Genomic DNA, 23,554 nt, shown 5'->3' on the forward strand with positions numbered 1-23,554 from the left:
TCGGCGCCGCGCCGCCGGTCAGCGCCCGCACCCGCTCGCCCGCTCGGCTGTCGGCCGCCACGACGTGGTGCGCCCCGCAGCCGGCGGCGAGTTTCAACGCGTCCGGGTCGCGGTCGACGGCGATGATCTCGGCGCGTCCCCGACGGCGACGTTCTCGACCGCCGAGCCGACGTCCTGCACCCATCCGGCGTTCTCGTGCCCCAGCGTGATCGGCAGCTCGGTGGGGACCGCGGGAGCGAACCACCCGTCCCGGACGTGCAGGTCGGTCCGGCACACGGACCGGTGAGTAGGGGAGGAAAGGGATCGCGTCCCGCGGCCGGGCTGTCGTCCGCGGTTCGGTCGACGTGTCGCGACGGGTGGTCATGCGGCGGCGCGCGCGGGCTCCAGAACGGTCAGGCGGGCCGGGCCGAGCCGGAGGATGCCGTCGTCGAGCGGCTCGCACCGCACGCCGCCGCGGCCGCGCAGCGCCCGGAAGGCGCCGGGGGCGAGCACGACATCCATCCAGCGGCACGGGTTGGCCGGACGGTGGGCCCGGAAGCGCACGGGGCCGTCGCCCGAGTCGAGGCCGAACACGGCGCCCGCGTGGTCGCGGCCGGCGGCGAGGCGGTCGACGGGGTAGCCGCGCAGCACCACGTTGCGGCGCGTCAGCCGCGGGTCCGGGACAGCGGGGAGGGCGAGCTGGTGGGCGAGGGTGTCGAGCGACTCGGCCGCGATCAGCGTGACGGCGGCGTGCCGGTGCGCCGGCCGGCCGAAGTAGCGGTCGCCGACGAGCCCGAGCCCGGCGCGCACCTCGACCGAATCCGGACGGCGGCCGTCCGGGTCGGGGCGGGGTCCGTCGTCGGGCCGGCCCTCGTAGGCGTGGACCGGGGAGACGAGGAGGCCGACGATCTCGACCGGGATCTCCACCAGCCCGACGCTACTTGCGGACCACCCGCTCCGGCTCACCCGGCTTCCAGATCGTCACCTCCATCGCGCCGTCGACGATCTCCACCGACGAGGCGCCGGTCAGGTCCGCGACGTAGAAGGGCCGGAACTCCCGCCCCCGCAGGTCGAACCCGATCTGCGCGTAGAGCCAGTCGGCGTACCGCTGGTGCAGGGCATCGTCCTGCTCGTCGCGCACGCGCCCGAAGAGCTTCGCGTCGCCGTCCGACACATGGGTGTCCACGGTTGCGGTGTGCAGGCAGAAGCGCGGGTCGCGGGCGAGGTCGGAGAACTTCGTGGTGCCCGGCATGCCGCCGACGACCAGCCGCCCCTCGAAGATCCGCGGCTCGATCGGGCTGATCCGCGGGAAGCCGTCGGAGCGCAGCGTGGCCAGCATGCACAGGTTCCCGGTCTTCGCGTGCCGGCGCGTGAAGACCTCGGCGATCCGCGGCGCGCCGTCGGTGAACTCGTCCCAGGTGCTCATGGCGGCGACGCTAGAGACCAACAGTGACAGCAGCTGTCAGGGAGACCTGGTGGACGTCACACACCAACTTCGGAGCTCACACACCGACTGCAGTTGGTGTGCCGGCGCCACACTTGGTGTGTTGACCGGCTCAGTGCGGCTCGCGGCCGATCAGCACGCGGGCCGGGGGGAGGTTCCGCCAGACCGTCGGGCTCGCGGTGAGCGAGCCGAACGCCGCCCGCAGGTCCTCGGCCTGCCTCCGGGCGGGCGCGAGCAGGTGGAAGCCGCGGAGGGTGGCCTGCGTGAACGTGCCGGACGGGGCGAGGGCGTCCGCGACGAGCCGCGGCACCGGCGCGGCCGCATACGCCGCCCAGGGCAGCAGGCTCACGATCGCGTCCGCCCGGTCGACGCCGTGCTCGCCCAGGACCGCCGGCAGCCGGGCCGCGTCGGCGCGCACCACCGTGACGCCCGGGTGCCGGTCGGCGAGCCGCTCGGCGAGCACCGGGTTGATCTCGACGGCGATGTGCCGCCCGGTGCCGCGGAGGTGGCCCTGCAGCGCGCCGGTGACCCGCCCGGTGCCGGCGCCCAGCTCGACGACGACCCGCGGGCCGTCGAGCCGGTGCGGCGCGAGCATGGCCGTGACCAGCGCGTCGGAGCTCGCCGTCACGGTGGCGACGCGCGTCGGCGCGCGCAGGAACTCCTGGAACAACACTCGGCCGTCACCCACGCCGTGACCCTAGGGAGCGGGCCGGGCGGGTGGGGTGACGCGCAGGGGAACATCAGCCGTCGGGCACGCGCGCGAGGTCGCGGGCGCGCAGCGCGAGCCACAGCTCGTGCCGGTCGTGCGCCGAGCCCAGCCTGCGGCCGGTGAGCCGCTCCACGGTCGCGATCCGGTTCCGCACCGTGTGGCGGTGCACCTGCAACGCGGCCGCGGCCCCCTCCCAGTGGCCGTTGTGCTCGAGGAACGCGGTGAGGGTGCGCACGAGCTCGGCGGACCGTTCGTCCGCGTCGAGCGGCCCGAGCACGGCGTCCGCGTAGCCCTGCAGCCGCTCCCCGGGCACGGTCGCGAGGAGCTGGCGGCTGCTCGCGACGTCGGCGGCGTGCACGTGGCGGCCGGCGATCCGGCTCTCCGGCAGGGCGGAGCGCGCCTGCCGGAGCGACACGGCGAGCGCCCCCGGGCGCACGCCGATCCCGATCCCGGCCGGGCGCGCCGGGGCGAGGGTGCCCAGTACCGCGGCGAGATCCACGCTGACGGGAACGGCGATCTCGACGCACGGCTCCTGCCCGATCTCGACGACGCGGGTCAGAGCGTCGGGCAGCGCGCCCGCGATGTCGGCGGCGAGCTCCACAGGCCGGGGCGCGGCGACGACCGCGGCCCGCAGGTCGCCGTCGGGCAGGCCCACCGCGTCCAGCCAGCGGGCGGCGGCGACGTCCTCCACGGTGCCGCGGGCCAGCCGGGCCAGCACCTGTGCGCGGTCGCGCTGCCGCGCTGCACCCAGCCCGTGCACGCGTTCGAGCTCGAGCGACAGCAGCGAGACGAGGTCGCCGGTGACGAGGTCGGCCCCGGCCCGCTCGGGCGGCCCGGTGACGAGCAGCCAGGCGCGCAGCCTGCGCGACCCCAGTGGGTGCACCTCGCGCCGGTGCTCGGCGGTCGTGTCGACGGCGGCGCCGAGCAGCCCCTGGGCGCGGACCATGGCGAGCATGCCGGTGAACTCGCCCGCGAGGGCCTCGTGGCCCGCGCGGGAGCTCGCGATCGGGCGTTCCAGCAGGTCGACGACGAGCGCGGTGCGGCCGGTGGCCCGCTCGTACGCGCCGAGGATGCCGGCGAGCCCGCCGGGCTGGACGGCGGCCGCGGTGAGCGCGCGCTGGGTGTGCAGCGCCCACTCCAGCCGGTGGCGCTCCTCGCGCGCCCGCCAGGCGAACACCGCCTTGGTGACGGCGATGAAGGGCACCCCGTCCGGCACGGTGAGCAGCGGCAGGCCGGCGTCGTCGGCCGCGCGGACCAGGCAGGGCGGCGCCGACTGGTAGCGCAGGTCCGCGCCGAGCCCGAGGCCGAGGGCCCGCACGCCCGCGGCGTGCAGCCCGGCCACGTAGGCGGCGCAGCCCGGGTCGGACTCGTCGAGCAGCAGGCCGATGGTGAGCAACAGCTCCCCGCCCTGCAGCCACGGTCCCGGCTCCGCGAGCTCGGACACGGCCGCGGCCTCGATCTCGCGGTCCAGGCCGCCGCGGCCGGCGACGACGCCGAGCCCCAGCGCCGGATCCGCGGCGAGGTCGGCGACGGTCAGCAGCCCGGCCTCCTGGACGTTCCGGCCAATCAGGAGTTGTCACTTTAGACGCCATGGCGATGTGCCGGGAAGCATGGGGAGCCCACCCTGGGCCGATGCCGCTGGGACCAGTCGACGCGACCGTGACGCCCCGCTTCGCCGGCCCGGACACGTTCGCCCGCATTCCGCGCCTCGACCAGGTCACGGACGTGGACGTGGCGGTGCTCGGGATGCCGTTCGACTCGGGCGTGTCCTACCGGCCCGGCGCCCGCTTCGGACCGGCGCACGTGCGCGCGTCGTCGAAGCTGCTGCGCCCGTTCCACCCCGGCCTGGGCGTGTCGCCGTTCGCCGCCCAGCAGGTGGTCGACGCCGGGGACGTCGCGATCAACCCGTTCGACCTCGATGACGCGATCCGGGCGGTCGAGCGCGCCTCCGACGAGCTGCGGGGGAACGGCGCGCGGCTGCTCTCGGTCGGCGGCGACCACACGATCGCGCTGCCGCTGCTGCGCTCGGTGCACCGCGAGCACGGACCGGTCGCCGTGCTCCACTTCGACGCCCACCTCGACACCTGGGACACCTACTTCGGCGCGCCCTACACCCACGGCACGCCGTTCCGGCGGGCGAGCGAGGAGGGCCTGCTCGACCCGGAGCGCTGCCTGCACGTCGGGATCCGTGGGCCGCTGTACGCGGCGAGCGACCTGCGCGACGACCGCGCGCTCGGCTTCCAGGTGATCGGCTCCGACGACTTCCAGACCGACGGGCTCGCCGCCGTCGTCGAGCGGATGCGCGCCCGGCTCGGCGACGGGCCGGTCTACGTCTCGGTCGACATCGACGTGCTCGACCCCGCGCACGCGCCCGGCACCGGCACGCCCGAAGCGGGCGGGCTCACCAGCCGGGAGCTGCTGCACGCGCTGCGCGCACTGGCGGGCACCGACATCGTCGGGGCCGACATCGTCGAGGTCGCCCCGGCCTACGACCACGCGGAGATCACCGGGATCGCGGCTGCACACGTGGCGTACGAGCTGCTGGCCGTGCTGGCGGCGACGACCGGGGCGACATGAGCACGCGCAACGGCGGTGCCCCCAACGGCGGTGCGGCCGTCGTCGAGACCCTCGCCGCGCACGGCGTCGACACCGTCTTCGGCATCCCGGGCACCCACAACCTGGAGCTCTACCGGCACCTCGCGCCGTGCGGGATCCGCGCGGTGACGCCGCGGCACGAGCAGGGCGCCGGCTACGCCGCCGAGGGGTACGCGCGCGTCGGCGGCAGGCCCGGTGTCGTGCTGACCACCAGTGGTCCCGGGCTGACGAACGCGATGACGGCGGCGGCCGCCGCCTACGCCGAGTCGCAGCCGGTGCTCGTCCTCTCCCCGGGGGTCCCGACGGGCGCCGAGGGCGCCGACCTCGGCCTGCTGCACGAGACCAAGGACGCGAGCGGCGCGATGGGTCGCCTCGTGCGCTGGAGCCGGCGCGTGGCGAGCCCCGAGGAGGCCGCCGACGCCGTCACGGAGGCGTTCGCCGCGTTCCGCGGGACGCGGCCGCGGCCGGTGCACCTCGAGATCCCGCTGGACGTGCTGGAGCAGCCGTGGGGCGGCAGCCCGTGGGTCGGTGCCGTCACACCGGTGCCCGCCCCCGACGCCGCCGACGTCCGGCGGGCGGCCACCCTGCTCGCCGGCGCCCGCCGCCCGCTGGTGATCGCGGGCGGCGGCGCCGTGGACGCGGCCGCGGAGGTCCGGGGGCTCGCCGAGGCCCTGCGAGCGCCCGTCGCCACCACCGTCAACGGCAAGGGGGTGCTCGACGAGTCACACCCGCTCGCCGTCGGCGCCGCGGTGCGGCTGCGCGCCCTCCAGAAGGCGGCCGCGGACAGCGACGCCCTGCTCGTGGTGGGCAGCGAGCTCGGCGACGCCGACCTGTGGGAGGGCCGGATCGGGGCCGAGGCCGTGATCCGCTGTGACATCGACCGCGGGCAGCTGCACAAGAACTGCCGGGCCGACGTCGCGCTGCTCGGCGACGCCGCGGCCACCCTGCGCGCGCTGCTCGCCGCGCTCCCGGAGCGCGTGCAGGCGCCGGTCGACGTGGACGGGCTGCGGGAGGCGTGCCGCGCCGAGGCGCGGGCCGGCGCCGGGGGCTACGAGCGCATCAACGCCGCCGTCCGGGCCGGGCTGCCGGCCGACGCCGTGCTCGCGGGTGACAGCTCACAGGTCACGTACCTGGGCTCGGTGCACTTCTTCGACGTCCCGGCGCCGCGGCGGTTCTGCTACACCCCCGGCTACGCCACGCTCGGGTACGGTCTGCCGGCGGCGATCGGGGCGTCGCTCGCCCGGCCCGGCCACCCCGCCGCGGTCCTGCTGGGGGATGGGGCGTTCCTGTTCTCCGTGCAGGAGCTGGCCACCGCCGTCGACCTGCGGTTGCCGCTGCCGATCGTCGTGGTCGACAACGGCGGCTACCGGGAGATCCGCGACCAGCAGGAGGCACGGGGCATCCCACCCGTCGGCGTGGACCTGCCCGTGCCCGACCTCACCGCGCTCGCCGGGGCCTTCGGCGCCCTCGGCGTGCGCACGACCGACCCGGGCGCGCTCACCGCGCTCGTGGCCGACGCGCTGTCGGCCGACCGCCCGACCCTCATCCACCTGAACAACCGGGAGTGAGACGTGGACGTCGCCATCGTCGCCGCCTACCTCGTCGCCATGATCGCCTTCGGCTTCTGGGGCAAGCGCAGGGCCAGGACCGAAGCGGACTTCCTCGTCGCCGGCAGGCGGCTCGGCCCGCTGCTCTACGCCGGCACGATGTCCGCGCTCGTGCTCGGCGGGGCGTCGACGATCGGTGGCGTCGGTCTCGGCTACGAGTACGGGCTGTCGGGCATGTGGCTGGTGGTCGCCATCGGGGCGGGCGTCCTGCTGCTGTCGCTGCTGTTCGCCGGGCGGGTGCAGCGGCTGCGCGTCTACACGGTGAGCCAGATGCTCGAGCTGCGGTACGGGCCGGGGGCGAGCGTGCTGTCCGGGGTGGTGATGTTCGGCTACACGCTGATGCTGACCGTGACCTCGACGATCGCGTACGCCACGATCTTCGCGGCGCTGCTCGACCTCCCCCGGGTGCCGTCGATCATCGTGGGCGGCGTCGTCGTGGTGGTCTACTCGGCGCTGGGCGGGATGTGGTCGATCACGCTCACCGACTTCGTGCAGTTCCTGATCCAGACCGTCGGGATCTTCCTGATCCTGCTGCCGGTGGTGCTCGTGCGGGCGGGCGGGTTCGCGGCGGTGCCGCCGGAGGCGCTCTCGCTCACCACGATCGGCGGGGACACGATCGTGACGTACTTCGTCGTCTACACGTTCGGCCTGCTCATCGGGCAGGACATCTGGCAGCGCGTGTTCACCGCCCGCAGCCCGGGCGTGGCCCGCTGGGGCGGGGCGGCGGCAGGGGTCTACTGCCTGCTGTACGGCGTGGCCGGCGCGCTGGTCGGGATGGGGGCGAGCGTGCTCGTCCCGGGCCTGGCGGAGCGCGACGACGCCTTCACCGCCGTGGTGGCCGCGACCATGCCCCCGGCGCTGGCGGGGCTGGTGCTCGCGGCGGCGCTGGCCGCCGTCATGTCCACCGCGAGCGGTGCGCTGATCGCGAACGCCACGGTGTTCGGCCAGGACATCCTGCAGCGGCTGCGCGGGCGCGCACCCGCGGGCGGGGAGGAGGACCACGTGCGCGGAAACCGGCTGCTCATCGTCGGGCTCGGCGCCGTGGTGATCGTGATCTCGTGCCTGCTGCAGGACGTGGTGGCCGCGCTGACGATCGCCTACGACATCCTGGTCGGCGGCCTGCTCGTGCCGATCCTCGGCGGGCTCGTGTGGCGGCGGGCCACGATCGTCGGCGCCGTGGCCGCGATGGCCGTCGGGACCGTCGCGACACTGGCGACGATGGCCGTCGTCGGCGACATCTACGCGAACGAGCCGGTCTACGTGGGGCTGGCGGCGGGCCTGGTCGCGTTCGTGGCCGGGAGCGCCGCGTCCCGTCCCACCGCGTCCGACGTGCTCGCCGAGTGGGACCGGCGCAGCGCGGCGGAGCGGGCACCCGTGGTGTGATGGTCCGGTGCCGGCGCCCGTCGTCCCCGCTGTGTTCCACCTGCGGCGGGCGCGCGACCTGATCGACCGGCACTTCGCCGAGCGGCTCGACGTCGACGCGATGGCCCGGGTGGCCGGGTTCTCCCGCTACCACTTCGTGCGGGCCTTCAAGGCGGCCTACGGGGAGACGCCGGGCCGGTACCTCACCCGCCGTCGCGTCGAGCGCGCCCAGGACCTGCTGCGCTCGGCCGACCTCACGGTCACCGAGATCTGCCACCTGGTCGGCTTCTCGAGCGTCGGGTCGTTCAGCGCGCGGTTCTCGGAGCTGGTCGGGGCCTCGCCCACCGGGTACCGGCGCCTGCACGCCGAGCGCGGCGCGCCGCGGGTGCCGGGCTGCTTCGTGATGGCGTGGAGCCGTCCCGGATACCGCAATCTCGAAGAAGCACCGGGGAGCCGCAGGTCCTACCGTCGACGACATGATCAGACGGCTGTCGCACGCGTGCCTGTTCGTCCTGGACCAGGACCGGGCTAAGGAGTTCTACACCGAGAAGCTCGGCTTCGAGGTGCGCAGCGACGTGCGGATGGGTGCCGACTTCGAGGGAGCGGGAGAGGGGTTCCGCTGGCTCACGGTCGGTCCGCCCGACCAGCCGGACGTCGAGATGATCCTGGCCGACCCGCGGATGGTGAACGACGACGCCACGGCCGACCAGATCCGCGTGCTCGTCGCGAAGGGGGCGCTGGGCGCCGGGGCGATGGCCACCGACGACATCCGGACGACCTACGAGGAGCTGTCCGCGCGCGGGGTCGTGTTCACCCAGGAGCCCGCCGCGCGGCCCTACGGCGTGGAGGCGATCTTCCGCGACGACTCCGGCAACTGGTTCAGCCTCACCCAGCCGGCCGGCTGAGCGGGATCGGATCCGGGGTCGGCGCGCCCCTGCGACGCTCCGCGGGCACGCCGGTAGCCTGCCACCTCGAACGGCTGTTCGCGGAAATGATCGGCTGGCGACGATCGGCTCGGCGATGACGGGGTGGGGAGATCGGGTGCGGGTGCTCGGCGTCGACCCGGGGTTGACCCGGTGCGGGCTCGGCGTCGTCGACGGCGCGGGCGGGCGGCGTGTGCGGTGCGTGGACGTCGACGTCGTGCGCACCCCGGCGGACGCGCCGCTGCCGGAGCGGCTGCTCGCCGTCGGTGCGGTCGTCGAGCGGTGGATCGAGCGACACCGGCCCGACGTCGTGGCGGTCGAGCGGGTGTTCAGCCAGCACAACGTCCGCACGGTGATGGGCACCGCCCAGGTGAGCGGGGTCGTCGCGATGCTCGCGGCGAAGGCGGGCCTTCCGGTCGCGTTCCACACGCCCAGCGAGGTGAAGGCCGCGGTCACCGGCGAGGGTCGCGCGGGGAAGCAGCAGGTGACGACGATGGTCACGCGGTTGCTCGCGCTGGAGGAGGCGCCACGGCCCGCCGACGCGGCCGACGCGCTCGCCCTCGCCATCTGCCACTGCTGGCGCGCGCCGATGCTCGACCGGATGGCGCAGGCGCAGGCGCGGTCGGCCGAGCTCGCCCGCGCCCACAAGGCGCGGCTCGATGCGGCGCGACGTGCGAGGGAGGCATCGTGACCGAGCTTGCGAGGTCACCATCGAACACAGCATCGAAGATCATGGTGCCGACGAGCGTCAGCGAGGAGGTGCCATGATCAGCTCCGTCCGGGGCGAGGTGCTGGAGATCGGCCTCGACCACGCGGTCGTCGAGGTCGGTGGCGTCGGCCTCGCCGTGCAGGCGACGCCGGGCACGCTCTCGCGGCTGCGCCGGGGCGAGCAGGGCAGGCTCGCCACCGCGCTCGTGGTGCGGGAGGACTCGCTCACCCTGTTCGGGTTCGCCGACGAGGAGGAGCGGGAGCTCTTCGGCCTGCTGCAGACCGTGAGCGGGATCGGGCCGCGCATCGCGCTCGCCACCCTCGCCGTGCTGAGCCCGGACGCGCTGCGCCGCGCCCTCGTCGACGGCGACCTCACCACGCTCACCCGGGTGCCCGGGATCGGCCGCAAGGGCGCCGAGCGGCTGGCCCTCGAGCTGCGGGACAAGGTCGTCGCCCCCGCCCCGTCGGCCGCGACGCTGCCGGTCGCCGGGAACGGGACCAACCCGCGCCGCGACCAGGTGGTGGAGGCGCTGGTCGGTCTCGGCTTCGCCGCGAAGCCCGCCGAGGGGGCGGTCGACGCCGTGCTGGCCGGTGACGGCACCGCGGACGCGAGCGCACTCCTGCGGGCCGCACTCACGAGGCTGGGTGGTGGGAAGGGACGGTGAGCGAGCGGAGCGAGCGAACCATCGGCACAGCGCGTCCGCGAAGCGGTCGCCCGGGCTCCGGCGAGGGCGGGCGGTGAGCGAGGTTTCGCTGACGCCCGGGCCCGAGCCGGAGGACCTCGAGGTCGACGCGTCGCTGCGCCCGCGCACGCTGACCGAGTTCATCGGGCAGCCGCGGGTGCGGGAGCAGCTGGAGCTCGTGCTCGAGGGCGCGCGCCGCCGCGGGCAGCCGCCCGACCACATCCTGCTGTCCGGGCCGCCCGGGCTGGGCAAGACGAGCCTCGCGCTCATCGTGGCCGCCGAGATGGGCGCGGCGATCCGGCTGACCTCCGGCCCCGCGCTGGAGCGCGCCGGTGACCTCGCGGCGATGCTGTCGAACCTCGAGCCCGGCGACGTCCTGTTCATCGACGAGATCCACCGCACGGCCCGGCCCGCCGAGGAGATGCTCTACCTCGCGATGGAGGACTTCCGCGTCGACGTCGTCGTCGGCAAGGGACCCGGCGCCACCTCCATCCCGCTCGACATCGCCCCGTTCACGCTGGTGGGCGCCACCACCCGGTCCGGCGCGCTCACCGGCCCGCTGCGCGACCGCTTCGGGTTCACCGCGCACATGGAGTTCTACGAGCCGGTGGAGCTGGAGCTCGTGCTGCGCCGCGCGGCCGCGATCCTGGACGTCGACCTGCGTCCGGACGGCGCCGAGGAGATCGCCATGCGGTCCCGGGGCACGCCGCGCATCGCGAACCGGCTGCTGCGCCGCGTGCGCGACTTCGCCGAGGTGCGCGCCGACGGCGCCGTCACGCGCTCCGTGGCCCGCGAAGCGCTTGCCGTCTACGACGTCGACGAGCTCGGCCTCGACCGGCTCGACCGCGCGGTGCTCGGCGCACTGGTGAAGTCGTTCGGCGGCGGCCCGGTGGGCGTATCGACGCTGGCAGTGGCGGTGGGGGAGGAACCGGGTACCGTCGAGGAGGTCTGCGAGCCCTTCCTGGTGCGGGCCGGCATGCTGGCGCGCACGCCACGGGGCCGGGTTGCCACCGCAGCCGCCTGGTCACATCTGGGCATCGCTGCGCCACCCGACGTCACTCCGGGTGGCCCTCCCGCGTTGTTCTGAACCGGGGGCTGGCAGACTCTGGTGGCTCCACGACGTGCGGAGATTCGGAGACCGAAACCATGGAACTGCTGTTCCCCCTGTTGATCCTGCTGCTGTTCATCCCGATCTTCCTATCGGGGCGCAAGCAGCGGCGTCAGATGCAGGAGATGCAGAAGATGCAGGCGGCCCTCGAGGCCGGAGACGTCGTGATCACCACGTCGGGCCTGCGCGGCACCATCGTCGACGCCTCCTACGAGGACACGCTCGACATCGAGATCGCCGACGGCGTCGTCACCACCTGGGTGCGAGGTGCGGTCCGGGAGAAGGTCAACCCGGTCGCCACCGAGGACGAGACCCCCGTGGAGGAGACGCCGGCCGTCGACCCGGCCACCACCCCGGCCGCGGCCACCGAGGAGAAGTCCGAGGACCCGGCGGCCCCGTCGCTCGAGAAGTCGACCGTGGAGAAGGACGAGTCGACGAACGGCACGGCCCGCAGCTGACGGCGCCCGCGCGGCCGTTGCGCCGGGCGGGCCGCACCTGAGAAGGAAGAGATCGCGAGCAGTGGCATCCACCCCGGGGCAGATCCGCCCCTGGCGTCACCTGGCGGCGTTCGTCGCCGTCGTCGCCGCGCTGTACGCGCTGGTGTTCTTCACCGGCGGCGGCAGCCCGACGCCGAAGCTGGGCATCGACCTGCAGGGCGGCACGCGCGTCACGCTGCAGCCCCGCACCGAGACCGGTGCCGAGCCGCCGCGTGAGCAGTTGCAGCAGGCACAGGCGATCATCGAGGAGCGCGTCAACGGCCTCGGCGTGAGCGGTGCCGAGGTGGTGATCGACGGCAGCAACCTGACGATCACCGTGCCCGGCCAGGAGGGCGACCAGGCGCGCTCGCTCGGCCAGACGGCCCAGCTGCGGTTCCGCGAGGTCATCGGCGGGCCGTACGCCGCGCAGCAGCAGCCACAGCAGCAGCCGGGCGCCCCACCCGCGGATCCGGGGGCACCGCCGGCCGACCCCGCGCAACCGGCGCCGGATGCGGGGCAGGCCCCGCCCACGGGGCAGCCGCAGGGGATGGGTGCCTCGGGTGACGCCGTCGAACGCGATGTCGCCCCGGCCGCCTTCAGCCGTCCGCTGCAGGACCCGACGCCGCCGCCCGCGCCCCCGCCGCCGGCCGCGGCCCCGGCCGCGCCCGCCGACCCCCGGCTCGCCGCCGAGGTCGACGCCGTGCGTCAGATGCGGCAGAGCACCGACCCCACGGTGCAGCAGACCGCGTTGCTCACGCTCGACTGCCACGCGCGGGACCCGCTGCGCGGCTACGACGACCCGACCAAGCCCCTGGTGGCGTGCAACGAGGACGGCACCGAGAAGTACATCCTCGGCCCGTCGTTCCTCGAGGGCACCGAGATCGCCAGCGCGCAGGCGCAGCAGAACACCACCGGCGTCGGCTGGGTCGTCAGCCTGACGTTCGAGGCCCACGGCCAGCAGGTGTGGGGCGACTACACCACCAACAACGTCGGCAAGCTGACGGCGTTCACGCTCGACGGCGAGGTCGTGTCCGCGCCCAAGATCAACCAGCCGATCTTCGGGGCCACCCAGATCGAGGGCCAGTTCAGCCAGAAGGAGGCCGAGCAGCTGGCCGGCGTCCTGCGCTACGGCTCGCTGCCGCTGTCGTTCGAGTCGTCGGAGGCGCAGACGGTGTCCGCGACGCTCGGGCTCGCGTCCCTGGAGGCCGGGCTGATCGCCGGCCTGATCGGGCTGGGGCTCGTGTTCATCTACGGCCTGTTCTACTACCGGGTCCTCGGGATACTCCTGATCCTGTCGCTGGCGCTGTCCGCGGCGATCGTCTACCCGGTGCTGGTGCTGCTCGGACGCTGGATCGGGTTCACCCTCGACCTCGCGGGCGTGGCCGGCTTCATCCTCGCCATCGGCATCACGGCCGACTCGTTCATCATCTTCTTCGAACGGTTGAAGGACGAGATGCGCGACGGGCGCACGTTCCGTTCGGCCGTGCCGCGCGGATGGGTGCGGGCGCGGCGCACGATCCTGTCCGCCGACGCCGTGAGCTTCCTGTGCTCCGCGGTGCTCTACCTGCTGGCCGTCGGGCAGGTGAAGGGCTTCGCCTTCACCCTCGGCCTGTCCACCGTGCTCGACCTGATCGTCGTGTTCCTGGTGACGCACCCGCTGGTGGCGCTGGTGGCCAAGTCGCGCGTGTTCAGCAACCCCGGACTGTCCGGGCTGGGCGAGGCCGCCCGCACGGGTGCCGAGCGCAGGCGCGCGCTCGCCGCCGCATCCGGCCGATCGAAGGGAGCCTGACGTGGCCGGGGTCCTCAACAGGCTCTACACGGGCACGGGCGCGTTCGACATCGTCGGACGCAAGCGCGTCTGGTACATCGCGTTCTCGGTGCTGGTGCTGGTGTGCATCGGGTCGATCGTGTTCCGCGGCTTCAACCTCGGCATCGACTTCACCGGCGGCACCCAGATCCAGTTCCCGGCCAAGAGCGCGGCCGCGCCGGCCGACGTCGAGTCGGTGCGGGCGGTGTACGAGCGGGTGATCGGCAACGAGCCGGAGGCCGTGCAGGCCGCCGGCACGGGTGACTCGGCATCGATCCTGATCCGGTCGGAGCCGCTCGGACCGGCCCAGCTCGTGCCGCTCAAGCAGGCGCTGTTCGACACGTTCCAGCCGATCGGCACGGGTGGCACACCGGCGCCGGAGGCCATCAGCGACAGTGCGGTGAGCGGCAGCTGGGGCGGGCAGATCACCCGGCAGGCGCTCATCGCGCTGGCCGTGTTCCTCGTGCTCGTCACGATCTTCCTGGCGTTCTACTTCGAACGCGCCATGGCGCTCGCCGCGCTCGTCGCGCTGCTGCACGACGTGGTCGTCACCGCGGGCATCTACTCGCTCATCGGGTTCGAGGTCACCCCGTCCACGGTGATCGGCCTGCTGACGATCCTCGGGTTCTCCCTGTACGACACGGTCGTCGTGTTCGACAAGGTCAAGGAGAACACCCGCGGGCTGCTCGGGCTCACCCGCCGCACGTACGCCGAGACGGCCAACCTCGCGCTCAACCAGACGCTCATCCGGTCGCTCAACACGTCGCTCTTCGCGGTGCTGCCGGTCATGGCGCTGATGGTGATCGGGGTCGGCGTGCTCGGGGTCGGCACCCTCGCCGACCTGGCGCTCGTGCAGATGGTCGGCATCATCGCCGGCGCGCTGTCGTCGCTGCTGCTGGCCGCGCCGATCCTCGTCGACCTCAAGATGCGCGACCCGCGGTACCAGCAGCAGGCGGAGCGCGTCAGGGCGCGGCGGCAGAAGGCGGCGAGCGCCGCCGCTCAGGCCGCGGGGGGTGCCGCGCCCGACGTCGACCCGGACCTCGCCGACGACACCGTGCTCGCGGGGGAGCTGCGCAAGGAGCGCGCCATGGCCGCGGCCGGCACCGTGCCGGCGCGGCACGCCCGCGGCCAGCAGCGGGCGGCGCGGCCGTCCGGCAAGTCGGGCCGTCCGTCCGGCAAGCGTCACCGGTGAGCGGCCCCGTCACCGTGGCGGGCGCCGACACCGGGTCGGGGCCCGACCTGGAGCGGGTGGCCGGCCTGGTCCGCGACGTTCCCGACTACCCGTCCCCGGGCATCCTGTTCCGTGACGTCACGCCGGTACTCGCCGACGCCGAGGCGTTCACGGTGGTCACCACCGAGCTCGCGGCGCTGGTGGGAGAGGCCGACCTGGTGGCGGGCATCGAGGCGCGCGGGTTCCTGCTGGGCGCCGCGGTCGCGGTGGTGGCGGGCACGGGCGTCGTCCCCGTCCGCAAGGCGGGCAAGCTGCCCCGCGTCGCGGCGTCGCGCCGCTACGACCTGGAGTACGGCAGCGCCACCCTGGAGCTGCCCGCCGACACGGTCTCCCCAGGGGCCCGCGTCTTCCTCGTCGACGACGTGCTCGCCACGGGCGGCACCGCCGCGGCGTCCGCCGACCTGCTGCGCGAGGTCGGCGCCACTGTCGTCGGGTTCGGCGCGTTGCTGGAGCTCACCGCGCTGAACGGCCGGTCACGATTGGATGGCCTCCCGGTGCACGCCCTGCTGGCGGTCTGATCGGGGGCGCCTAGACTGGTGCGGGTGGAAGGCGCGACGGGATGACGGAGCTGCAACAGCCCGCGCCCCCGGCCGCGAGCCCGGCCCCTCCCGACCCGAGCGGCAACGCGGCCCGGCCGTCCGCCACGCGCCGGGTGCGCGCCCGCATCGCGCGGCGCATGACGCCGCAGCGGGTGGCCGTCGTCGCCCCGGTGCTCGAACCGCTCGCCAGCGTGCACCGCACCCTGCACCCGAAGGCCGACCTGGGCCTCCTGCAGCGCGCCTACGACGTGGCCGAGGCCAAGCACGCCGGCCAGAAGCGCAAGTCCGGCGACCCGTACATCACCCACCCGCTCGCCGTGGCCAGCATCCTGGCGGAGCTGGGCATGGACACCACCACGCTCGTCGCGGCGCTGCTGCACGACACGGTCGAGGACACCGACTACTCGCTCGACCGGCTGCGCAAGGACTTCGGCGAGGAGGTGGCCCACCTCGTCGACGGCGTCACCAAGCTGGACAAGGTCGAGCTGGGCACCGCCGCCGAGGCCGAGACGATCCGCAAGATGATCGTCGCGATGGCCCGCGACCCCCGGGTGCTGGTGATCAAGCTGTCGGACCGGCTGCACAACATGCGCACGATGCGCTTCCTGCCGCCCGAGAAGCAGGCCAAGAAGGCCCGCGAGACCCTCGAGGTGCTGGCCCCGCTGGCCCACCGGCTCGGGATGGCCACCATCAAGTGGGAGCTGGAGGACCTGTCCTTCGCGATCCTGCACCCGAAGAAGTACTCCGAGATCGTGCGGCTGGTCGCCACACGCGCACCGTCCCGCGACACGTACCTCAAGCAGGTCATCGACGAGGTCATGCAGCAGCTCGACTCGGCCCGGATCCAGGCCACGGTCGAGGGCAGGCCCAAGCACTACTACTCGATCTACCGCAAGATGATCGTCAAGGGCCGCGACTTCGACGACATCCACGACCTCGTCGGCGTCCGCGTGCTCGTCGACGAGGTGCGCGACTGCTACGCGGCGATGGGCATGGTCCACGCCCTGTGGCAGCCGATGCCGGGCCGGTTCAAGGACTACATCGCCCAGCCCCGGTTCGGCGTGTACCAGTCGCTGCACACCACCGTGATCGGGCCGGACGGCAAGCCCCTCGAGGTGCAGATCCGCACCCGCGAGATGCACAACACGGCCGAGTTCGGCATCGCGGCGCACTGGCGGTACAAGGAGACCCGCGGCTCCCACAGCGGCCAGGCCGTCGAGGTGGAGCAGATGGCGTGGATGCGCCAGCTGCTCGACTGGCAGCGGGAGGCCGCCGACCCCGGAGACTTCCTGGAGTCGCTGCGCAACGAGCTCGGTGCGCAGCAGATCTTCGTCTTCACGCCCAAGGGCGACGTCGTCACGCTGCCGGCCGGGTCCACCCCGGTCGACCTCGCCTACGCCGTGCACACCGAGGTCGGCAACCGCTGCATCGGCTCCCGCGTCAACGGCAAGCTCGTGGCGCTGGAACGCAAGCTCGAGTCCGGCGACGTCGTCGAGATCTTCACGTCCAAGGCGGAGAGCGCCGGGCCGAGCCGCGACTGGCTCACGTTCGTCGCGTCCCCGCGGGCGAAGACGAAGGTCAAGCAGTGGTTCGCCAAGGAGCGCCGCGAGGAGGCCATCGAGGCGGGCAAGGAGTCGATCGCCCGCGAGGCCCGCCGCACCTCGTTCCCGCTGCAGCGGCTCGTCTCGGCCGACGCGATGTCCGCGCTCGCCCGGGAGATGCACTTCCCCGACGTCTCCGGCCTGTACGCGGCGGTCGGGGAGGGCCACGCCAGCGCCCGGCACGTCGTGCAGCGGCTGGTCGCGCTGCTCGGTGGGGAGGACCAGGCCGAGGAGGACCTCGCCGAGCGCGCCACCCCGTCCATCGTGCGGCTGCGGCGCACCAGTGGCGACGCCGGCGTCGTGGTGCGCGGCCCCGACGGGGACGTCGGCGACATGTACACCAAGCTCGCCCGCTGCTGTACCCCGGTGCCGGGCGACGACATCCTGGGGTTCGTCACCCGCGGCGGCGGCATCAGCGTGCATCGCACCGACTGCACCAACGCCAAGGACCTGCAGGCCCGCTCGGAGCGGCTCGTCGAGGTCGCGTGGTCGGTGCAGCCGGGCTCGGTGTTCCTCGTGGCCATCCAGGTGGAGGCGCTCGACCGGCACCGGCTGCTGTCCGACGTCACCAAGGTGCTCGCCGACGAGCGCGTCAACATCCTCTCCGCGTCCGTCCAGACCTCCCGCGACCGGGTCGCGGTCTCCCGGTTCACCTTCGAGATGGGCGACCCGAAGCACCTCGGGCACGTGCTGCGCGCGGTGCGCAACGTGGAGGGCGTCTACGACGTGTACCGGGTGACCAGCGCGAGCTGAGTGCCGCACACTCGATCGGGGTACCTCCTTCCCACAGAGGGAGGAGAACCCATGAGTACGGTCCCCGACGCGGAACGCACGCAACCCTTCCCCACCTTCACGCGGGCACGCAACCCCCTGACGTCCGAGCAGGCACGCCGGTTCGGCGGCATCCGGTGGGGCTCGGCCTTCTTCGGCTGGGTGACGGCCACGGGCATGGCGGCGCTGCTGGGTGCCCTCGCGGCGGCAGCAGGCGCCGCACTGGGGCTGGTGAACCCCATGGCCGTGGATCCCGCCGCCACGAGCCGGACCATCGGTGTGGTGGGCGCGCTCGTCCTGCTGGCAGCCATCTTCGTCGCCTACTACTGCGGCGGCTACGTCGCCGGGCGGATGGCACGGTTCGCCGGCGCGCGGCAGGGCGTGGCGGTGTGGCTGTGGACGTTGTTCCTGGCGGTGATCGGGGCGGTGATCACCACGGTGGTGACCGGTGCCGTCCCGGTCCCGAGCCTCTACGACCTGGTCCGGCTCCCGATGAGCGGGGGCGTGCTGTCCGCCGGTGCCGCGGCACTCGCCGTCGGCGTGCTGGTGGTGACGCTGGTGGGTGCGGTGCTCGGCGGTCTCGCCGGGATGCGCTACCACCGCCGGGTCGACCGGGATCTGACGGGTGCGGCCGGCTAGCGGACACCCCACCGCGCGCACCGGTGCGCCGCGGCGAACTCCGCGGCCGGGGTGACGGTCGTGGCCGTGCCCGGACCGGCGATCGTGAGCAGCAGGCCCTCGCCGGACCACGGCGGCCACGCGGTGCCGGGACCCGGGCCGCCGTTGGGGTCGCCGGTCGTCGCGAAGCGCGCCCACCGGCCCACGAGCTCGGCCGCGAGGGCCTCCTGGCCGGGCGTGAGGTCGGGCCCGCCGGGCACGAGGTCGAACAGGTAGGGCATCTCCGCACCGTGCGGAGAGCCGCCTGCGAGGTCGGGTGGCAGCGCGACGTACGGTGACGGCGCGGCCGGCTCCGCGAGCTCGTAGGCGTAGACCGGACCCCGGTCGGCCAGGGCCCGGTAGTTCCCGAGGCCGGTGCAGGCGTACGCGCGGTCGGTGATGATGTCCGACCACGCCCGGCCGGGGGAGCGGTCCGCGGTGCGGTAGGCCGCGCCCGCTTCCGCGGCCCGGGCGCCCGTGGCGGCCGCGACCAGGTCGCGGAACCCGGCGTCGGTGATGGGGGCGCCGGCGCGGTCGAAGAACGCGACCGTGAACAGGGTGCCCTCGTCGCGGGTGGTGCCGGCGAGGACGGGGATGCCCGGGCGGACGTCCCGGCCCACCAGCACGTCGGACGGCCGGCGCGGCAGCGTCGACGTGCCGGTGGCCGGGCTCCAGTAGTAGCCGGTGCCCCCGACGAGCGTCGCCGTCGGCAGCGCGCGCAGGCATGTGATCACGTCGGCCATGTCCCGGCCGTCGGCGGGTGCGGGACAGCCGAGGGTGCCCGCCGCCGCGACGCCCGCCGCCTCGAGCAGGGGGAGCGGCTTCCACGTGTCACCCGCGGGGCCTGCGCCGGGGTGGATCACGTCGACGAGCTCGGTCGCGCCGCACTCGCCGCTCTGCATGATCACCCGGTGGAACAGCCCGGTGGACGCCGGCGAGGTGAGGTGCGCGCAGACGCTGTCGGCCCCGGCGGACTGGCCGGCGAGCGTCACGCTGTCCGGGTCGCCGCCGAACGCCGCGATGTTGTGCTGGATCCAGACCAGGGCGGCCCGCTGGTCGAGCAGGCCGAACGAGCCCGACCCCTCCAGGCCCGGGAGGCCGAAGAACCCGAAGATGCCGAGCCGGTAGTTGACGGTGACGACGACGAGCGGGCCCACCTCGGCGAGGCGACGCGGATCGGTGTCGGTGCCCGCACCCGCGTTGAACCCGCCGCCGTGGACCCAGACCAGCACCGGCAGCCGCGCGTCGGCGGCCGTGCCCGCCGGCACCGTGATGTCGAGCGTGAGGCAGTCCTCGGTGTCGCTGCCTGCGGTCGCGTGCGGGGTGCCGGGCGTGGCCGGCAGCTGCGCGCACCGCGCTCCCGGATCCGTGGCCGGGCGGGTGCCGCTCCACGGAGGCGGCGGGGCCGGGGGCGCGAAGCGCCGCTCGCCCACCGGCGCCGCCGCGTACGGGATGCCCCGGTAGCGCAGCACCGGCCCGTCGGTGGTGCCGAGCAGCTCGCCCTGGTCGACGGCGACGAGCTCGCCGAGCGGGGCCGTCGGTGCAGCGGTACCCGCAGTCGTGCAGCCGGTGAGAAGAGCGAGCACGCAGAGCGCGACGGCGACGCGCGCCCAGATCACCCCGCTCAGGCGGCGGTCGCGGTCTGGATGGTCACCGGGCTGCGCGGGGCGCCGTCACCGGGGCCGTTCTTGTCGTCCGATCCGCCTTGGGCGATCGCGTCGAGCGTGGCCAGGCCCTCCGGATCGACGGTTCCGAACACCGTGTAGTCCGGCGGGAGCGTGGAGTCGGCGTAGACGAGGAAGAACTGGCTCCCACCGGAGTTGGGGGCCGACGTCTTCGCCATGGCGAGGGTGCCGCGCGGGTAGACGACCGACCCGTTGGCGGCCGGCGCGAGGTTGGTGGGCGGCTCGTCGTTGATCGTGTAGCCCGGGCCGCCCGTGCCCTGGCCGGTCGGGTCGCCGCACTGCAGCACCTTGAGACCCTCGCCCGTGGTGAGGCGGTGGCAGGGGGTGTCGTTGAAGTAGCCGGCGTGCACCAGGCTCAGGAAGCTCTCCACCGCGCACGGGCCGGTGGTGCGGTCGAGGGTGAGCGGGATGGGACCCCGGTTCGTCTGCAGGGAGACCGCGGCCGTGCCGCTGGTGCTCGCGGTCGTGACGCTCGGGACCGGCGCGGGCTTCGCGGCGGGCTCGTCCGGCGTCGGCGTGAACGTGCAGTCGCCGAGCGCCGCCGGGGCGGCCGACGGCGTGGGGGCGTCGGCGGGCGGAGCGGCGGTGTCGTTGCCGCCGCCGGGCAGGCCGACGGTGGAGAGCAGCACGACGGCCACGACGACCACGACGACCACGGACGCCGATGTGATGATCGCGGTGCGCTGCCGGCGGCGCGCCCGCTCGGCCCGTCGCTTCTGCTGGTTCTCCAGCTTGCGCTTGGCCGCTTCACGCCGCATCTGGTTGGTCGCCACCGACAACTCCCTCACTTCCGCCGAACGGCGGCAGGATAGCGAGCGACCCTGAGAGGATTCGGTGAGGTCACGTCCCTCTACCCTGGTGACGTGCTCGTTGCAGGATTTCCCGCCGGTTCGTTCCAGACCAACTGCTACGTGGTGGCAGCGGGTCCGGGCGAGGCGTGCGTCGTGGTCGACCCCGGCCAGGACGCCGTCGAGCCCCTGGACGCGCTGCTCGCCGAGCATCGGCTCACCCCGGTGGCGGTCCTGCTGACCCACGGCCACTTCGACCACACCTTCAGCGTCGCCCCCGTCTGCGACGGGCACGACGTCCCGGCGTGGATCCACCCGGACGACCGGGATCTGCTGGCCGACCCGCTGAAGGGCGTCTCGGCCGATGCGGCCGCGTTCTTCGGCGGGCGGCTGGAGCTGCGGGAGCCCCGGGAGGTCCGCGCGCTCGACGACGGCGCCGCGCTCGACCTCGCCGGGCTCACGTTGCGCGTCGACCACACCCCGGGCCACACGCCCGGTTCCGTCGTGTTCACCACCCCCACCGAGGAGGGCGTCGAGGTCGTGCTGGCCGGTGACACGCTGTTCGCCGGGTCGATCGGGCGCACCGACCTGCCCGGCGGCGACCACGAGCAGATGCTCGCGAGCCTGCGCGACAAGCTGCTGACCAGGTCCGACGACACCGTCGTGCTTCCCGGCCACGGCCCCACCACCACGGTGGGGCGCGAGCGGGTGGGCAACCCGTTCCTGCAGGGCATCACGGCGCCGGTGAAGGGACGAGGCCTGTGACCGCGCTGGAGGAGAAGGTGGCGGAGAAGTCGGCCTTCGCGGCGCCAAAGGGCATCCCGGAGTACTACCCGCCGGAGTCGGCCGGGTTCGCCCATGTGCGCGCCACGCTCGAGTCGGCGGCGGAGCACGCCGGGTACGGCCTGCTGGAGCTGCCGGTCTTCGAGGACACCGCGCTCTACGCCCGCGGCGTCGGGGAGTCCACCGACGTCGTGAGCAAGGAGATGTACACGTTCGCCGACCGCGGCGACCGGTCGGTCACGCTCCGGCCGGAGGGCACCGCCGGCGTCGTCCGGGCGGTGATCGAGCACGGCCTGGACCGGCACGGCCTGCCGGTGAAGCTGCGGTACGCGGGCCCGTTCTTCCGCTACGAGCGCCCGCAGGCCGGGCGCTACCGGCAGCTGCAGCAGGTGGGCGTCGAGGCGATCGGTGTGGACGACCCGGCGCTGGACGCCGAGGTGATCGCGGTCGCCGACGAGGGGTTCCGCGCGCTGGGGCTCACCGGCTACCGGTTGGAGATCACCTCCCTGGGCGACGCCGAGTGCCGCCCCGAGTACGGGCGGATGCTGCGCGAGTTCCTGGCCGGGCTGCCGCTCGACGAGCCCACCCGGGCCCGCGCTCAGCTCAACCCGCTGCGGGTGCTCGACGACAAGCGGCCGGAGGTGCGGGAGCTGCTCACCGACGCGCCCCTGCTGATCGACCACCTGTCGGCGGCCTCGGCCGAGCACCACGCCGCGGTGAGGCAGCACCTCGACGACCTGGGCGTGCGCTACACCGAGAACCCGCGGATGGTGCGCGGCCTGGACTACTACACGAAGACCACGTTCGAGTTCGTGCACGACGGGCTCGGCGCGCAGTCCGGCATCGGTGGCGGCGGCCGCTACGACGGCCTCATGGCCACGCTGGGCGGGAAGCCGCTGTCGGGCGTCGGGTTCGGGCTCGGCGTCGACCGCACGCTGCTGGCCTGCAGGGTGGAGGGCGTGGCGCCCTGGTCGGAGGCCCGCTGCGAGGTGTTCGGCGTGCCGATGGGCGATGCCGCGAAGCGCCGGCTCGTCGGGCTCGCGGCGCGGCTGCGCCGGGCAGGCGTCCGGGTGGACCTCGCCTACGGCGGCCGGGGTCTCAAGGGCGCCATGAAGGCCGCCGACCGCTCCGGCGCCCGCCTCGCCCTCGTGCTGGGGGAGCGCGACCTGGAGGCCGGCACGATCGGGGTGAAGGACCTGGCGACCGGCGACCAGCAGTCGGTGGCCCTCGACGCGGTCGTCGACACGGTGGTCGCGGCCCTCGCCTGATGGGGGCCGCGGCGCCGACGCAACGGCGTCACACACGAACCGTGGTGCTCGCACAGCAACTGCGGTTCGTGTGTGAGCACCGAAGTTGGTGTGTGACGCGCCCTGGCGGTTTCAGGTTCGTCGGTGGCACATGCCGTGCCAGAGCAGGTCGGTGAGGGCCTCGGCCTGGTGGCGCCAGTCGCCGCTCCGGTCGAGATGGAGGAGGCCGGAGAGGCCGCGCAGCACGGTCTCCGGCTCCAGGTCGGGGCGCACGGTGCCCGCCTCGACGTTGGCCGCCAACAGCGTGGCCACCGCGCCGGCGATCGCCTCGTAGGCCTTGCCCGCGACGTCCTCGTGGGAGGCCGTGGCGGCGCGCAGGGCTTCGGCCAGGCCGCGCTTGGTCATCATGTACCGGGCGAGGTGGTCGGTGGTCCACACCCGGAACGCCTCCTCCGGCGACAGGTCGCGCAGGAGGGTGGGGACGAGGTCGACCAGGTGCTGCACCTCCCGCCGGTAGACGGCCAGCACGAGCGCCTCCGGCGTGGGGAAATGCCGGTAGACGGTGCCGACGCCGACGCCCGCCGCCTTGGCGATGGCGTTGAACGAGAGCTCGCCCGAGCAGGTCAGCGACGCCGCCGCCGCGCCGAGGATGCGCTCGTTGTTGCGCCGGGTGTCCGCACGCCTCGGGCTCACCGATCCCGTCGTCATCGTCGTCACCTCCCGGACGGTCCCCCGCACGGTAATCGACGGCCCGCTCAGCGGGAACGTTGCCGAACGGATAACTATCCGCTAGCGTGGCGGCGTCGACCGGATGCTCATCCGGTTCCAGCGTACGAGCTCGACGAGCCACC

Annotated in this window: 24 protein-coding genes; 16 read left to right on the plus strand and 8 right to left on the minus strand. The window is 74.1% G+C overall.

Going from position 1 to position 23,554, the window contains the following annotated elements:
• Positions 1-93: 93 nt before the first annotated feature.
• The 5 genes from ABEA81_RS23945 to ABEA81_RS23965 all read right to left on the minus strand — a co-directional run bounded on the left by ABEA81_RS23945 (position 94) and on the right by ABEA81_RS23965 (position 3,702).
• Complete coding sequence (locus ABEA81_RS23945) at positions 94-276, minus strand: alcohol dehydrogenase catalytic domain-containing protein (protein WP_345607551.1); 183 nt, start codon at positions 274-276, stop codon at positions 94-96.
• 84 nt (positions 277-360) lie between these two features.
• On the minus strand, positions 361-906 hold the full coding sequence (locus ABEA81_RS23950; protein ID WP_345607552.1) for an MOSC domain-containing protein: 546 nt from the start codon (positions 904-906) through the stop codon (positions 361-363).
• 10 nt (positions 907-916) lie between these two features.
• On the minus strand, positions 917-1,405 hold the full coding sequence (locus tag ABEA81_RS23955; protein WP_345607553.1) for a pyridoxamine 5'-phosphate oxidase family protein: 489 nt from the start codon (positions 1,403-1,405) through the stop codon (positions 917-919).
• Positions 1,406-1,535: 130 nt separating this feature from the next.
• Entirely contained in the window at positions 1,536-2,111 is a 576-nt protein-coding gene (locus ABEA81_RS23960) for a class I SAM-dependent methyltransferase (RefSeq protein ID WP_345607554.1), read from the minus strand.
• Between the two features lie 52 nt (positions 2,112-2,163).
• Positions 2,164-3,702: a PucR family transcriptional regulator gene (locus ABEA81_RS23965; RefSeq protein WP_345607666.1), complete on the minus strand. Its 1,539-nt coding sequence runs from the start codon at positions 3,700-3,702 to the stop codon at positions 2,164-2,166.
• A gap of 62 nt (positions 3,703-3,764) precedes the next feature.
• Between ABEA81_RS23965 and speB the strand changes: the two genes are divergently transcribed.
• The 14 genes from speB (at position 3,765) to ABEA81_RS24035 (ending at position 18,182) form a co-directional block, all read left to right on the plus strand.
• Positions 3,765-4,709 (plus strand): agmatinase, encoded by a 945-nt coding sequence (speB, locus tag ABEA81_RS23970; protein WP_345607555.1) that lies wholly within the window; start codon positions 3,765-3,767, stop codon positions 4,707-4,709.
• Positions 4,706-6,295: a thiamine pyrophosphate-binding protein gene (locus ABEA81_RS23975; protein ID WP_345607556.1), complete on the plus strand. Its 1,590-nt coding sequence runs from the start codon at positions 4,706-4,708 to the stop codon at positions 6,293-6,295. Before speB ends, ABEA81_RS23975 begins: the two co-directional genes overlap by 4 nt.
• A 3-nt stretch (positions 6,296-6,298) precedes the next feature.
• Positions 6,299-7,717, plus strand: coding sequence for a sodium:solute symporter family protein (locus tag ABEA81_RS23980; RefSeq protein WP_425570644.1), 1,419 nt, complete (start codon positions 6,299-6,301; stop codon positions 7,715-7,717).
• 7 nt (positions 7,718-7,724) lie between these two features.
• Entirely contained in the window at positions 7,725-8,228 is a 504-nt protein-coding gene (locus ABEA81_RS23985) for an AraC family transcriptional regulator (protein ID WP_345607557.1), read from the plus strand.
• On the plus strand, positions 8,173-8,601 hold the full coding sequence (locus ABEA81_RS23990) for a VOC family protein (RefSeq protein ID WP_345607558.1): 429 nt from the start codon (positions 8,173-8,175) through the stop codon (positions 8,599-8,601). Before ABEA81_RS23985 ends, ABEA81_RS23990 begins: the two co-directional genes overlap by 56 nt.
• A gap of 136 nt (positions 8,602-8,737) precedes the next feature.
• Positions 8,738-9,310: a crossover junction endodeoxyribonuclease RuvC gene (ruvC, locus tag ABEA81_RS23995; protein WP_345607668.1), complete on the plus strand. Its 573-nt coding sequence runs from the start codon at positions 8,738-8,740 to the stop codon at positions 9,308-9,310.
• 73 nt (positions 9,311-9,383) lie between these two features.
• Positions 9,384-9,992, plus strand: a complete 609-nt coding sequence (ruvA, locus tag ABEA81_RS24000; RefSeq protein ID WP_345607559.1) for a Holliday junction branch migration protein RuvA — start codon at positions 9,384-9,386, stop codon at positions 9,990-9,992.
• A gap of 73 nt (positions 9,993-10,065) precedes the next feature.
• The gene (ruvB, locus tag ABEA81_RS24005; RefSeq protein ID WP_345607560.1) at positions 10,066-11,097 is read left to right on the plus strand and encodes a Holliday junction branch migration DNA helicase RuvB; all 1,032 of its coding nucleotides are present in this window, start codon (positions 10,066-10,068) and stop codon (positions 11,095-11,097) included.
• Positions 11,098-11,156: 59 nt separating this feature from the next.
• Positions 11,157-11,576 carry a preprotein translocase subunit YajC gene (gene yajC, locus ABEA81_RS24010; RefSeq protein WP_345607561.1) on the plus strand — a complete coding sequence of 140 codons (420 nt, stop codon included), beginning with the start codon at positions 11,157-11,159 and terminating at the stop codon, positions 11,574-11,576.
• 61 nt (positions 11,577-11,637) lie between these two features.
• On the plus strand, positions 11,638-13,383 hold the full coding sequence (secD, locus tag ABEA81_RS24015; RefSeq protein WP_345607562.1) for a protein translocase subunit SecD: 1,746 nt from the start codon (positions 11,638-11,640) through the stop codon (positions 13,381-13,383).
• Position 13,384: 1 nt separating this feature from the next.
• Entirely contained in the window at positions 13,385-14,593 is a 1,209-nt protein-coding gene (gene secF, locus ABEA81_RS24020) for a protein translocase subunit SecF (protein ID WP_345607563.1), read from the plus strand.
• Positions 14,590-15,150 carry an adenine phosphoribosyltransferase gene (locus ABEA81_RS24025; RefSeq protein WP_345607564.1) on the plus strand — a complete coding sequence of 187 codons (561 nt, stop codon included), beginning with the start codon at positions 14,590-14,592 and terminating at the stop codon, positions 15,148-15,150. Before secF ends, ABEA81_RS24025 begins: the two co-directional genes overlap by 4 nt.
• Positions 15,151-15,191: 41 nt before the next feature.
• The gene (locus tag ABEA81_RS24030; RefSeq protein ID WP_345607565.1) at positions 15,192-17,525 is read left to right on the plus strand and encodes a RelA/SpoT family protein; all 2,334 of its coding nucleotides are present in this window, start codon (positions 15,192-15,194) and stop codon (positions 17,523-17,525) included.
• Positions 17,526-17,576: 51 nt separating this feature from the next.
• Positions 17,577-18,182, plus strand: coding sequence for a hypothetical protein (locus ABEA81_RS24035; RefSeq protein WP_345607566.1), 606 nt, complete (start codon positions 17,577-17,579; stop codon positions 18,180-18,182).
• Here the strand turns inward: ABEA81_RS24035 and ABEA81_RS24040 are convergent.
• Together ABEA81_RS24040 and ABEA81_RS24045 are read right to left on the minus strand one after the other, a co-directional pair.
• Positions 18,179-19,819, minus strand: coding sequence for a carboxylesterase/lipase family protein (locus ABEA81_RS24040; protein WP_345607567.1), 1,641 nt, complete (start codon positions 19,817-19,819; stop codon positions 18,179-18,181). The genes ABEA81_RS24035 and ABEA81_RS24040 overlap by 4 nt on opposite strands.
• A 5-nt stretch (positions 19,820-19,824) precedes the next feature.
• A complete protein-coding gene (locus tag ABEA81_RS24045; protein ID WP_345607568.1) occupies positions 19,825-20,658 on the minus strand; it encodes a peptidylprolyl isomerase in 834 nt (277 codons plus the stop codon).
• Positions 20,659-20,748: 90 nt separating this feature from the next.
• Here ABEA81_RS24045 and ABEA81_RS24050 point away from each other — a divergent pair, with 90 nt between their 5' ends.
• Positions 20,749-21,438 carry an MBL fold metallo-hydrolase gene (locus ABEA81_RS24050; RefSeq protein ID WP_345607569.1) on the plus strand — a complete coding sequence of 230 codons (690 nt, stop codon included), beginning with the start codon at positions 20,749-20,751 and terminating at the stop codon, positions 21,436-21,438.
• 17 nt (positions 21,439-21,455) lie between these two features.
• On the plus strand, positions 21,456-22,724 hold the full coding sequence (hisS, locus tag ABEA81_RS24055; RefSeq protein WP_345607669.1) for a histidine--tRNA ligase: 1,269 nt from the start codon (positions 21,456-21,458) through the stop codon (positions 22,722-22,724).
• A 111-nt stretch (positions 22,725-22,835) separates the two neighbouring features.
• On the opposite strand, the gene ABEA81_RS24060 is transcribed toward hisS, so the two are convergent.
• Complete coding sequence (locus ABEA81_RS24060; RefSeq protein WP_345607570.1) at positions 22,836-23,411, minus strand: TetR/AcrR family transcriptional regulator; 576 nt, start codon at positions 23,409-23,411, stop codon at positions 22,836-22,838.
• Positions 23,412-23,554: the final 143 nt, after the last annotated feature.

Source organism: Pseudonocardia adelaidensis (genome assembly GCF_039543345.1).
Classification (GTDB): domain Bacteria; phylum Actinomycetota; class Actinomycetes; order Mycobacteriales; family Pseudonocardiaceae; genus Pseudonocardia; species Pseudonocardia adelaidensis.